At 63.3% G+C, this 12,601-nt stretch carries 10 protein-coding genes; 4 read left to right on the forward strand and 6 right to left on the reverse strand.

Going from position 1 to position 12,601, the window contains the following annotated elements:
* Positions 1-31 precede the first annotated feature (31 nt).
* The 3 genes from NOV74_RS12745 to NOV74_RS12755 are packed head-to-tail and all read left to right on the forward strand — an operon-like array spanning position 32 to position 3,839.
* Positions 32-1,150 (forward strand): polysaccharide biosynthesis/export family protein, encoded by a 1,119-nt coding sequence (locus NOV74_RS12745; RefSeq protein ID WP_257313116.1) that lies wholly within the window; start codon positions 32-34, stop codon positions 1,148-1,150.
* Positions 1,147-1,626, forward strand: a complete 480-nt coding sequence (locus tag NOV74_RS12750) for a low molecular weight protein-tyrosine-phosphatase (RefSeq protein WP_257313118.1) — start codon at positions 1,147-1,149, stop codon at positions 1,624-1,626. The genes NOV74_RS12745 and NOV74_RS12750 overlap by 4 nt, the downstream gene beginning before the upstream one ends.
* Positions 1,623-3,839 carry a polysaccharide biosynthesis tyrosine autokinase gene (locus tag NOV74_RS12755; protein WP_257313120.1) on the forward strand — a complete coding sequence of 739 codons (2,217 nt, stop codon included), beginning with the start codon at positions 1,623-1,625 and terminating at the stop codon, positions 3,837-3,839. The genes NOV74_RS12750 and NOV74_RS12755 overlap by 4 nt, the downstream gene beginning before the upstream one ends.
* On the opposite strand, the gene NOV74_RS15500 is transcribed toward NOV74_RS12755, so the two are convergent.
* Genes NOV74_RS15500 through NOV74_RS12765 form a run of 3 tightly spaced genes read right to left on the reverse strand, consistent with a single transcriptional unit; the run spans position 3,824 to position 7,396 of the window.
* The gene (locus NOV74_RS15500; protein ID WP_371748446.1) at positions 3,824-4,369 is read right to left on the reverse strand and encodes a glycosyltransferase; all 546 of its coding nucleotides are present in this window, start codon (positions 4,367-4,369) and stop codon (positions 3,824-3,826) included. The two genes, NOV74_RS12755 and NOV74_RS15500, sit on opposite strands and share 16 nt — an antisense overlap.
* Positions 4,370-4,415: 46 nt before the next feature.
* Positions 4,416-6,278, reverse strand: coding sequence for a non-ribosomal peptide synthetase (locus tag NOV74_RS12760; protein WP_257313122.1), 1,863 nt, complete (start codon positions 6,276-6,278; stop codon positions 4,416-4,418).
* On the reverse strand, positions 6,275-7,396 hold the full coding sequence (locus tag NOV74_RS12765; protein WP_257313125.1) for an acyl-CoA dehydrogenase family protein: 1,122 nt from the start codon (positions 7,394-7,396) through the stop codon (positions 6,275-6,277). The genes NOV74_RS12760 and NOV74_RS12765 overlap by 4 nt, the downstream gene beginning before the upstream one ends.
* Positions 7,397-7,634: 238 nt before the next feature.
* Between NOV74_RS12765 and NOV74_RS12770 the strand changes: the two genes are divergently transcribed.
* Positions 7,635-8,765, forward strand: coding sequence for a hypothetical protein (locus NOV74_RS12770; protein ID WP_257313126.1), 1,131 nt, complete (start codon positions 7,635-7,637; stop codon positions 8,763-8,765).
* Positions 8,766-8,864: 99 nt separating this feature from the next.
* Here NOV74_RS12770 and NOV74_RS12775 read toward each other — a convergent pair whose 3' ends face one another.
* The 3 genes from NOV74_RS12775 to NOV74_RS12785 are packed head-to-tail and all read right to left on the reverse strand — an operon-like array spanning position 8,865 to position 12,303.
* On the reverse strand, positions 8,865-9,998 hold the full coding sequence (locus tag NOV74_RS12775) for a glycosyltransferase family 4 protein (protein WP_257313127.1): 1,134 nt from the start codon (positions 9,996-9,998) through the stop codon (positions 8,865-8,867).
* Positions 9,998-11,029, reverse strand: coding sequence for an SDR family oxidoreductase (locus NOV74_RS12780; protein ID WP_257313130.1), 1,032 nt, complete (start codon positions 11,027-11,029; stop codon positions 9,998-10,000). Before NOV74_RS12780 ends, NOV74_RS12775 begins: the two co-directional genes overlap by 1 nt.
* The gene (locus NOV74_RS12785; RefSeq protein ID WP_257313132.1) at positions 11,029-12,303 is read right to left on the reverse strand and encodes a nucleotide sugar dehydrogenase; all 1,275 of its coding nucleotides are present in this window, start codon (positions 12,301-12,303) and stop codon (positions 11,029-11,031) included. The genes NOV74_RS12780 and NOV74_RS12785 overlap by 1 nt, the downstream gene beginning before the upstream one ends.
* Positions 12,304-12,601: the final 298 nt, after the last annotated feature.

Here is a 12,601-nt window from a genome sequence, read left to right on the forward strand (position 1 = left end):
AGCCCGCCAGCCTGACCTTCCGAGGGGGCATGTGCGATTCCGTGCCGGGGGCTGGATGGCGCTGTGCGCCACCCTGCTGCTGGCAGCCTGCGCGGCTCCTGGGATGAAGCTGAACGTCCATCCCTCCAAGACCGAGAGCTCCCGCCTCGATGGGCTCAATGTCACCTTGCGTCCGCTGAACACCGCCACCCTCCAGGAGCAGGAACGGCGGGCCTCCGAACCGGGTCCGGCTGCTGGCCTTCTGGAGAAGGCCGCCACGCCCTACAAGCTCGGACCGCAGGACATCCTGTTGGTCACAGTCTGGGACCACCCGGAGATCACGCTGCCCCTCGGGCAGTACCGGCAAGATACGGCCGCCGGCACGGTCATTGATGAAGATGGCAATTTCTTTTTCCCCTATGTGGGCAAATTCCACGTCGCCGGCCTGACCGTCGGGCAGGTTCGGGACAAGCTCGTCTCCCTGCTGGGCAAGGTGCTTCAGAATCCGCAGGTGGATGTGAAGGTGATCGCCTTCCGATCGCAGAAGGCCTACATCGGGGGTGAGGTCCGCAATCCCGGGGTCTATCCGGTCACTGACGTACCATTCACCCTGACCGAGGCCGTGAACCGGGCCGGTGGTTTCCTTCCGACGGCGGATGACAGCCGGATTCTCCTGTCCAGGGGCAAGCAGACTTGGCAGCTGAACTTCCAGGCTCTGATGACCCAAGGCAACCGCGTGGGACAGATTCTTTTGCAGGACGGGGACTCGCTGCAAGTCCCGAATCTGACGGACTCCCCGGTCTACATGCTGGGCGAACTCGTAAGGCCGGGGACCACGCCCCTCATTCACGGAAATCTCTCCCTCGCCAAGGCCATCCAGGACTCGGGCGGGATTCAGGGTCTGACGGCTGATGCACATTCGATCTACGTGATTCGTCAGGGCTCCGCCACCAACGCGGTGGATGTCTTCCATCTGGATGCTCGCAATCCCACAGCCATGATCCTGGCGGACCGCTTTCCCCTCTACGCCCGTGACATCGTCTATGTGGACAAGGGCACCGTGGTCCGCTGGGGGCAGGTCATGAATCTCATCCTGCCCACCTACTCGACCCTTCTGCAGACGGCAACCACCGCCAAGTACCTGGGATTTTCATCGAATTCAAGACCATGAATGCAGGATCTGCTAATGCCATCAGCCACATTCTGGTCGTCTGCGAGGGCAACCATTGCCGTGGCCCCATGGCGGAGGCCTTCCTGCGCGCCATGCTCCCCCAGGACATCAAGGTAGAATCCGCCGGTTTGGCCGCTCTGGAGGGGGCTCCGGCGGATCTGGAGGCCCAGCGCCTCATGGCTGACATCGGCTTGGACATCTCCGCCCACGTTGGCCGCCAGTTGACCTACGAGATGACCGTCGCCGCAGATCTCATCCTGGTCATGGAACTATCCCAGAAAGCATGGTGCGGACAGATGTTCCCCAGCTCCCTCGGGCGGATCTTCCTCCTGGGGCACTGGCAATCCCCCACCGCCAGAGAGATCCTGGATCCCTTCAGACAAGGGCCCGAGGCCTTCCGTGTGGCTTTTGAAAGCGTGCGCCAAGCCTCGTCAGACTGGCCGCCCCGCCTGACACCCAAGCAAAGGTCGGCATGAACTCCCAGCTTAACCACGGAACCCAGCCCAACCACACGGATCACGGCGAGTATCCACCCATGCCCACGCGGCGCTTCGACGAGTCCGAAGAGTTGGGGTTCTTCGAGTGGTTCGCCAATCTTTGGGAGGGCAGGTATTTCATCTTTGCCTCCCTGTTCCTGTTCGTCTGCCTTGGCGGCCTGTATGTCTGGCGAACCGCTCCGACCTATCAGGCCCAGGCCCTGTTGCAAGTCGAAGGCAGGCGGACGGGGTCCGCCGACCCGGCCTTTGCCAAGATGGAGGGTCTGTTTTCAGGACCGACCGAGGCCCAGAGCGAGATCGAGATCATCCAGAGCAGCCTGGTGCTCGGCCGCACGGTGGAGGCTCTCCACCTGGACATCCTGGCCGCGCCAAAGTTCTTTCCCTTCGTGGGAGCGGCCTTCAACCGTGGGAACCCTGAGGCACCCAGGATCGAGGTGGAATCCTTTGATGTTCCGGACAACCTGCGAGGGCAGGTATTTGGCCTGACCGCCCTCACAGGCGGTACCTATCGGCTGGAATCCCCGTTGGGCACGGTGCTGGGCACGGGTGAGGTGGGCAAGCCATTAACCTTGGGCAATGAAGGCAATGCCTTGAAGCTGGTGGTTCGGACCCTCAGTGGCAAGCCCGGCCAGAAGTTCACCTTGGAGCGGCAACCCGAGCTTCAGGCGCTTGAGGTGCTGCGCAGGAATCTCGATGTGGCCGAGAGGGGCAAGCTCACAAACGTGCTGGGGCTGACCCTCAAATGTGCCGATCCCAACGTTGGCGCAGAGATCCTCAACGAAATCGTGAATCAGTACGTCCAGCACAAGATCGAACGGAAGAACTCCGGTACTTCCCAAACCCTGGCCATCCTCAAGGAGCAACTCCCCCAGGTGAAGGCCAAGCTGGATGAATCGGAGAATCGCCTCAATCAATTCCGAAGCCGCACCGGGTCTGTGGACCTCGCTCGTGAAGGGGACGCTCTGCTGCAGCAGAACTCCAACTTGAGCGTGCAGATCTCGGCGCTGCAACAGAAGAAACAGGAACTCCTGCGGACCTACCGCGAGGACTCGGATGTGGTGGCCACCCTCAATCGGCAGATCGCCCAGCTCCGGTCCGAAGGGAGCCGGATCGATGCCAAGGTGCGAACCCTCCCCAACGCGCAGCAGGAGGTGGTGCGTCTGTCCCGCCAGGTGGCGATCAACACGGAACTCTACACGGCGCTCTTGAACAATATCCAGCAACTGGGGATCGCCAGTGCCGGCGAAGTGGGGGGAATCACCATTGTGGATCCCGCCAAGCCGGATCCGACGCCCATCGCGCCCAGGAAGACGATGCTGATGGGGCTCTTCCTTTTCCTTGGGTTGTTGTCCGGGGTGGGCCTGGCCATCCTGAGGAAGACCTTCAGCCCGGGCATCGAGGATCATCGCCTCATCGAATCCAAGCTGGGTCTCCCGGTGCTGGTGACCATTCCCCACAGCAAGGCCCAGGAGGCGCATTCGCAGGCCATGCAGAACGGGGAGGACGGTCTGCATCTGCTGGCGGCGCTCAATCCGGATGACCTGGCGACCGAAAGCCTCCGCAGCCTGCGCACGAGCCTCCACTTCTCGAAGAAGAAGGCCTCCAGTCAGACTGTGATGGTGACCGGCCCCTCGCCGGGCATCGGTAAATCTTTCGTCAGCGGCAACCTGGCCGTCGTGCTGGCCCGGCCGGGCAACCGAGTGCTGGTGGTGGATGCGGACCTCCGGAAGGGATCCCTGCACCGCCAATTCTGGTCGAGGGATCGGGCGGGCGGTCTGTCAGATGTCCTCTCCCGGATGGCGGAGTGGAAGGCGGTGGTCCATAAGACGGCCGTCCCCAGGCTGGACTTGATCATGTCCGGGTCCATTCCCATGAACCCATCGGAACTCTTGATGTCGGATTCCTTCGAGGAGTTCCTCGTGGAAACCTCGAAGGTCTACGACTATGTGATTCTCGACGCCCCACCAGTGTTGGCGGTCACGGACGCCCTGATCATCGGCGGCAGTGTCGACAGCGTGCTGGTGGTGGCGAAATATGGGAAGCACCCGATGGAGGAACTCCGGACCTGCCTGAAGCGCCTTGAGCGCCAGAACATCCCAGTGTTGGGCTGCGTCTTCAACGATGTGCAGCCTCTCCGCATGGGGGGCAACCGCACGCGCTACCGTTATGCCTACCACTATCGGTACGAATGATGGCTTCTGGGTGAAGGGTCAACCGCCGATGGTGGCCCTTCCGAAGGGATTGGCCAGGTAGAGGATGGCGCCCGTGAGGTCGATCTCAGCCGTGAGGATGTCTGCGGTGAGGGAGTCGTCGGGTCTGCCTCGCGGGAGGCCACCGGAGGCAGCGCCATGAAGACCAGGACACCCTCCGTCACGCGGCGCACATCGTGCTTCTCCTCGGCAATCCGCCGGCCTTCGTCTCCGAACCGGGCGATCAGGGCGGGATCCGCCGCGAGCCGCACGACTGGGTTCGTGAGGGCTCGGCTGTCCCGCACCGGGACGAGGAAGTCGTTGCGTCCGTCCTGGACTGTGGCCCGGCAGCCAGGCGCATCGGTGGTCACGATGGCCCGCCCCATAGCCATGGCTTCCAGTGCCGAGCGAGGGGTGTCTTCTCCGTAGGAGGGCAGCGCCAGGACATGGGCGGCGGTCAGCGCCGGGCGCACGTCCTCTGATTCTTGGCAAGGGTCATCGAAACAGTTGGAACCTGCCGTGTCGGATGGCACCAATTCACCATCACCCTGCGTAAACCATGTGGCATAAATTGGGAGGCTATGTGTAATTCAAAGTGCCCGGTTCAGCCGACCCATCTCCTGTGTCTGATGGGATCTTTGCCAGCGCCAGGTTATCGATGGCCTTTGCGAGCGCGGATAGCTGTAGCTGATCGAACAGGCCTGCGAGTTCGAGGTCCACGCCAAACGTGTTCTTGATTTGGATGAGCAGTCCAATGCCACTCATCGAGTCGCCCCCCAGGTCGAAGAAGTCATCGTCAATGCCGACCGTATCCCGCTTCAGCAGATCGCACCATATCGCCGCGAGGGCCTGCTCGGTCCGGGTACGGGGCTTTCCACCTTTTTCGGCGCTAGCGGTTACGCCGGTCCAGGGCGGCAGGGCCTTCCGGTCGACCTTTCCATTTGGCGTGAGCGGGAGGGCGTCCAGGAAGACGAAATGGGCCGGAATCATGTACCCCGGAATCCGCTCCTTGAGGAACGACCGTAGCTCCCCGGCATCCGGCCTACCGTCGTCGCGTGCGACCACATACGCGAGAAGCTGCTTGACCCCAGAGTCGTCCTCTCGCGCGAGGACCGCGCAGGACCATACCTTTGGTTGTGCCGCGAGGGCCGCTTCGATCTCGCCAAGCTCGACCCGGTAGCCGCGGATTTTGACCTGGTCGTCGATCCGGCCCAGGTATTCCAGGATTCCATCCGCCCGGTACCTTGAGAGGTCTCCCGTCTTATACATGGTGGCGCCTGGAACGTCACTGAAGGGATCGGGCAGGAAACGCTCGGCCGTGAGCTCCGGCCGGTTCAGGTAACCGCGTGCCACGCCAGCACCACCAATGTAGAGCTCGCCCATCTCGCCGGGCGGAACCGGCCGCAGGCTGGGATCGAGCACATACAGGGAGGTGTTCGCGATCGGTCGCCCGATGGGCACTGGTCCGCTGGTCGGATCCTCTGGCCGCACTTCGTGGACACAACAACCGACGACTGTCTCGGTAGGGCCATATTCGTTGATGATCCGCGTGTCAGGCGCCAGATCGCGCCAGAGTTGGAGGCTTTCGGCCAGCAGATTCTCGCCCCCGACCACGAAGACCCTCGCCATGCCCGGCACATGGATCGGGTTGACCTGCTTGCTCAGCAGTTCCAGGTGCGACGGCGTGATCTTGACGAGACCGTGCCCCCCGGTTCGCTGCAAGGCCGCCACCAGGTTCTGCGCGCCGGCATCCTCCGGCAGGAGCTCGACCGTGCCGCCCGCCATCAGCGGCGTGTACAGGCTGGTCACCGTGAGGTCGAACGACACGGAGGAATGAACCGGAACCCTGTGGCTGGGGCCGACGGCATAGGCCTGAATCGCCCACCACAAATAATTGACCAGGCCGCTATGGACGATCATCGCGCCTTTGGGGCGGCCGGTCGATCCAGAGGTGTACATGACATAGGCTAGATGGGACGGATGGGCGACCGGCGCAGGATTGTCGTGGGCTTGGTGTTCGATCAGCGGCCAGCCGCTGTCCAGGTAGATCGCCTCGGCGCTCAGAGACCCGAGCACCGGACGGCACTTCTCCTCGGTCAGCAGCAACCGCGTGGCTGCATCGTCGATCATGAAGGACAGCCGCTCTGGTGGGTAGGTCGGATCCAGAGGAACATAGGCGCCACCTGCCTTCCATACCCCCAACAACGCCACGACCATATCCGGGGAACGCTCAAGACAGACCCCTACGAGCACGTTCGGACCCACGCCGCGTTCGCGGAGGTGGTGCGCCACCTTATTCGCGCGCTCATTCAATTCCCGGTAGCTGACCTGTCGCGCTCCGAAAGCGAGGGCGACGGCGTCGGGGGTCCGGGCCGCCTGCTGCTCGAACAGCTCGTGTGTGCAAACAGGTGGGAATTCGGCGTGCGTATCGCTGATTGTCATAGGGACCGCCCCACGATTTCTTTCATGACCTCATTGGTGCCGCCATAAATACGCTGTGCCCGGCTATCGCGCCACATGCGGGCGATCGGGTATTCCTCCATGTACCCGTATCCCCCGTGAAGCTGGACGCACTCGTCGATGATCCGGCATTGGCAGTCGGTCAGCCAGTACTTGGCCATCGCCGCGCTCACCGGGTCCAGCCGCCCGGCGATGTGCTGTTGGATGCAGTTGTCCACGAACACACGCCCGATGCGAGCCTCGGTCTTGCACTCTGCCAGCTTGAACCGTGTGTGCTGCAGATCGATGAGCGGGTTGCCGTAAATCCGCCGCTCCTTCGCGTAGCGTGTTGTCATCTCCACCGCGCTTTCCGCGGAGGCGACGGCGGCGAGCCCGATCGACAGCCGCTCGTAGGTGAGCTGCTCCATGAGTTGCAATAGTCCGCGGCCCTCGCCGGCGCCAAGCAGGTTCCTGGAGGGGACCCGCACGCCGTCAAAGAACAGTTCGCACGTATCCAGAGGGTGCCGACCTATCTTTTGCAGGATCTGGCCAGTCCGGTAGCCGGGCAGGTTTTCGGTCTCGACGACCAGCAACGACAGCGCCCTCATGCCGGTGGCCTTGGGGTCCGTCCGCACGGCGAGACACACGAGACCCGCATGCCATCCATTGGTGATGAAGGTCTTGGAACCGTCGATCACGTAATCATCGCCCTCCCTGCGGGCGAGCGTCCTGAGGGAGGCCAGATCGGACCCAGAGTCGGGTTCCGTCATCCCGATCGCACCGACGAGGGTTCCGTTGGCCATGCGGGGGAGCCAGGCGCGTTTCTGCTCTTCGCTGCCATAGGCGAGAATGTAGTGGGCCACGATGCTCTGGACTCCGGCGCCGAACGGAATCCCCGCGCGCGCCAACTCCTCCACGACGACGGCTTCGTGCGCGAAAGTTCCGCCGCCCCCGCCATAGGCTTCAGGCACGTCTGGCAGCAGCAACCCCGCTTGGCCGGCTTTGATCCACACGCCGGGATCCGGGTGGCCCTGCGCCGCCCAGGGGGCCTGGTGCGGGGCGAGGTCGTGTTCGACGAAGTGCTGGACCGTCCGCCGGAAGATCCGTGTATCGTCGGTCATCCACGGGGACTCGTAACCGAGAGCTGTCATCTAATGGAATCGCCTCAGAAGAATAAAGGTCATATCATGTTCAACAACGGATTGCTACAAGCTTGTCGGCCAGCGCCGGACAACACCAGGGGTCCGAGTCCCGTGGGCTCCATTCCTGACCTCTCGAAATGCCGCCTTCGCCCTGGAATGGCCACCCAGTGGAATCGCACCCGGAATCAGGCCGTTCATTCAAACCATCAGGTGTGGCATGCGCATTGAAATCACCCCTTATACCGCTGCACACGAAGAGGCTGTGCGGGCGTTCAACACACGACTCGCCGCGGCAAACCTCGACCCCGACTTGTATACCTTTCATTTCACGGAATCGCATGTTCCCAAGTGGCTGCCCCGGAGGGAGGGATTCGATCTGTACCAGGAATATTTCGTGGCTGTCGATGAACAAGGGGGCATGCACGGCGGTTACGGTTTGAAACATCAGCCCTTTCTGCTGAAGGGGGAATATCTGGTCATGCAGGATTACCAGAACCCGATTTCCGAAGGGATCGCCGACCGAACCTACGCCATGATCGGGGCGAAGTTGTACTGGGATGCCCTTCGCCGGCATCCTCACATGTGGGGGCTGGGTATTGGAGGCCTCCACATTCCCATGGCGAAATTCCTGCTTTCAGCCGGATGGCAGACGACCCCGGTCCCGTTTTGGTTCAGGGTCATTCATCCCAATGCATTCCTGCGCAACATCACCATATTGCGGAACAGCCCCCTTCGGCGGATCGTCTTCGACGTCCTTAGGTTCAGTGGCTTGGGCTGGCTGGGCATCAAGACGCTCTTCGGCCTGAGACGCGGTCATCGTCCCTCGGCTGATGTGTCCTACGAGATTGTTCCCGAGTTCTCTGAATGGACCGACGCCATCTGGGATAGCTGTAAAAACGACTATTCACTGATCGCAGTGCGCGATCAGCGGATCTTGAACGCCCTCTACCCGGCCACCAACCCACGATTCATACGCCTGAAGGTCATGCGGGATCGACAGGTCGTGGGCTGGGCGGTATTGCTCAATACTCAGATGTCCGGACACAAGCAATTTGGTGATATGCGGGTGGGCACCTTGGTGGATTGCCTCGCAAAGCCCGCCGATGCCCCGGAGGTCGTCGCCTGCTCCAGGAAGGTTCTCGAAGCCGGCGGGTCAGACTTGGTCATCTCGAATCAGGCTAGCCAAGCCTGGTGCCTGGCGTTACGAAACGCGGGCTTTATAGAAGGCCCATCGAATTTTCCATTTTTCATGTCCCCCAAGTTAGCCGAACTGCTCCAACCCCTTGATGACAGCGCCTTATGCTTCCACCTCAATCGCGGCGACGGTGATGGGCCGGTACATCTCTAGAATTCACAAACACGCCCTGGAGCGCCCACCGAGCCACCCCGCACGGAGCACGAATCAGCAACCGGTGGTTGGCGGGAGGAACAAGAGCCTCAGGACGCGCTAGAGATGAGCAGGGGCCAGCTCCATGAACGCCAGGATGTCCGCTGTTACACGGCGGACATCGTAGGTTTCCTCGGCGATCCGCCGGCCCTCCGCCCCGAAGCGGGCGATCAAGCTCCGGTCCGTGGCCAGCTTCGTCATGGCTTTGGCGAGGGCGTCGCTGTTCCGCACCGGGACGAGGAAGCCGTTGCGTCCGTCCCGGACCGTGGCCCGGCAGCCGGGGGCATCGGTGGTCACGATGGCCCGCCCCATGGCCATGGCTTCCAGGACCGAGCGGGGGGTGCCTTCCCCGTAGGAGGGCAGCACCAGGACGTGGGCGGAAGCCAGGGCCGGGCGCACGTCCTCCGTCTCGCCCAGGTAGGTCACGATGCCTTCCCGGCCCCAGGCCGCCACCTGATCGGCGTGGATCGCGTTCGGGTTGCTGTCGAGAGGCCCCAGGATCTGGAACCGCGCCGGGACCGGGCCGCCAGCGACGGCGCGACAGGCCTCCACGTACTCCTGCAGGCCCTTGTCCCGGAGGAGGCGGCCCACGAACAGGAAGGACGCGGGGCCGTCCGGGAGGGGGGCGGGGGCGAAGTGGTCCAGGTCTACGCCCGAGCCGTTGACGATCCGCGAGGCTTTGCCTTCGGGCAGCAGGCCCTCCTCCCTGAAGAAGGCGAGGTCGTCCTCGTTCTGGAACAGCACGCCCCGGCAACGCCGCAGGGCGAGCCGGTAGAGGGCCTTGACGGCACTGCGGACGGCCCGCAGCCGGAACCCGGTGGCTTCCCCCTGGAGGGTGGTGCCCCGGCCCGTGATCATGGCGAAGCGGTGGGGCACGCCCGCCCGTTCGGCGGCGAGGGTCCCGAAGACCACGGCCTTGATCTCATAGGCCAGGAGCGCCTCGAGGCGGAGGCGGCGGAACAGGGTCCACAGCCGGAAGAGGGTCCGGAGATCGTGGAGGGGGTTCAGGCCGGTGCGGTCGATGTCGACGGGGACGTAGGTGGCGCCCAGCTTCCGGAGCTCCTCCCGGATCGCAGGCGTGCCGCCGGGCGCGATCCCGTAGACCGTGTGCCCGGCCCGGGCCAGCTCCGAGATGAGGTGCCCCCGGAAGTTCACCAGATCTCTGGCCGCGCCCCCTAAGACTGCGATTCGCATCAGACCTGGGCCGCCCGGGCTGCGAACCAGGGGACCAGCTCATCCAGGCCCTGCGCCACGGAGTGGGTGGGCTCGTAACCCAGGTGCGCCTTGATCTTGGAGAGATCGGCCTGGGAATGCTGGATATCGCCTTCGCGCCAAGGCCCGTAGATCGGGTCTTTCCGCTGGAAGCCAGGCTGCGCGGTGGCGAGGCGATCGGCGATCATCCAGTAGAGCTTGGTCAACGAGGTTGTGCCGCCGTAGGAGACGTTGAAGACTTCGCCCAGGGAGCCTTCCGGGGCCGCGCTGACCAGGAGGTTGGCCTGGACGGCGTTGGCGATGTAGCAGAAATCCCGGCTGGTTTCGCCGTCCCCGTGGATGGTGCAGGTCTCTCCATCGATCAAGGCCTGGAGCCACTTGGGCATGACGGCGGCGTAGGGGCCGTTGGGGTTCTGCCGCAGGCCGAAGACGTTGAAGTAGCGGAAGCCGAGGGTCTTGAAGCCGTAGGTCCGGGCGAAGATGGCTGCGTACTGCTCGCCGATGACCTTGGTCAGGGCATAGGGGGAAAGGGGCCGCCCCGTCCGGGCTTCGACCTTGGGCAGCCCCGGGTCGTCTCCGTAGACGGAACTGGAGGAGGCGTACGCCATCCGCCGGACGCCCGCATCCCGGGCGGCCACCAGCATGTTGAGGAGGCCGTCCACGTTGGATTGATGGCTGGCAATCGGATCCTTGATGGAACGAGGCACGGAGCCCAAGGCGGCCTGGTGCAACACCACCTCGGCGCCCTGGCAGGCCCGCTGGCAAGTCTCCAGGTTCCGGGTGTCCCCCTCGATGAAGGTGAAGCGCTCCCACGCCCCGGCGGGGAGCCCCAGGCGCACGTTCTCCAGGTTCGCTGGGCTCCCGGTGGAGAAATTGTCCAGGCCGACCACGGTCTGGTCCAACTCCAGCAGCTTCTGGAGGATCGAGGAGCCGATGAAACCGGCGACCCCGGTCACGAGCCAGCGCTTGGGGTGGGCCTGAAGGTCCTGGCAGAGCGCCTGGTACAGGCTCATCAAAGACTCCAGTAGGCGATGGGTTCCGGGAAGTCCGTCGGCTGGAAGCAGGACTTCACGTCCACGACCACGGAAGTCGGCTTGAGGCAGGCGCGGATGGAGGCGGCCCCGCCGGCGAGGAAGGCCTGGTGGCTGACGGCGAAGACCAGGGCATCGAGGTCGTGGAAGGCCTCGAAGGGCGCGAGTTGGATCCCGTACTCCTCATGGGTCGCCTCCTGGTCGGCCATCGGATCATGGACCAGGGGGTGAACCCCGAACTGGCGGAGTTCCTCGACGATGTCGGGCACTTTGCTGTTCCGGATGTCGTGCACGTTTTCCTTGAAGGTGAGGCCGAGGATGCCGACCTTCGCGGTCTTCACGGGGAGCTGCTGCTGGATGAGGAGCTTCACGAGCTTCTGGGCCACGTAGGCGCCCATGGTGTCGTTGATGCGCCGGCCCGCCAGGATGACCTGGGGCTGGTAGCCCAGCTCCTCGGCCTTGGTGGTGAGGTAGTAGGGGTCCACGCCGATGCAGTGCCCGCCAACGAGCCCGGGGCTGAAGGGCAGGAAGTTCCACTTGGTGCGGGCCGCGGCCAGCACATCCGCCGTCCGGATCCCGACCTTTTCGCAGATGATGGCCAGCTCGTTCATGAGGGCGATGTTGATGTCGCGCTGGGTGTTTTCGATGACCTTGGCCGTCTCGGCGACCTTGATGGAACTGGCCTGGTGGATGCCCGCGCGGATGACGGCCCCGTAGACACTGGCGATGGTTTGGCAGGTCTCAGCGTCCTGGCCCGAGACCACCTTTACGATCTGATCCACCGTGTGGACCTTGTCACCGGGATTGATGCGCTCCGGGGAGTAGCCGAGCTTGAAGTCCTGGCCGCTCTTGAGTCCAGAGTACTGCTCCAGGACGGGCCCGCAGATCTCCTCGGTGACGCCGGGGAAGACCGTCGATTCGTAGACGATGATGGCGCCCTTGCCGAGCACCTTGCCGACGGTTTCGCTGGCCTTGAGCATGGGTGTGAGGTCCGGCCGATTCCAGCCGTCGATGGGCGTGGGCACGGCGACGATGATGAAGTCGGCACCTCGCATGTCTTCGGGATTCGCGGTCATCTTCAGCGTGGTGCGCTTCAGGGCCTCGGACTCCACTTCCTGGGTACGGTCCACCCCGGCCTGGAGTTCGGCCACCTTTGACGCGTGGATGTCGAACCCCACCGTATTCGGGAATGCCTTGGCGAGTTCAAGCGCCAGAGGCAGTCCTACGTATCCGAGACCCACGACCGCGATGCGCATGATGCTCCACTCCGAGTGACCTGCGTTGGATGGCTCTTCAGTTTGCTCTGTGGCGAGGTTTCCAGGGCGATTATTTCTTAATCAGATGTATACTCCTAATAGGAATTTTTGTAATAGTACGAATTGTAAAACTCGCCCCACATTGAGGGCCGAGGGGTCAGGCGTTGTCCCGAAGCGGGACGGATTCGCGGAGATTGAGCGCGCTTAGCTCCGCCCTGAAGGAGGCTGCCGGATCCATGCGCGGCCTGAACCGGTAGCCGTAGGTGTCTTGGTAGCCGAGGGGTGGCATCAGGATGAC

This window comes from Geothrix fuzhouensis, from assembly GCF_024609325.1.
Lineage (GTDB): Bacteria > Acidobacteriota > Holophagae > Holophagales > Holophagaceae > Geothrix > Geothrix fuzhouensis.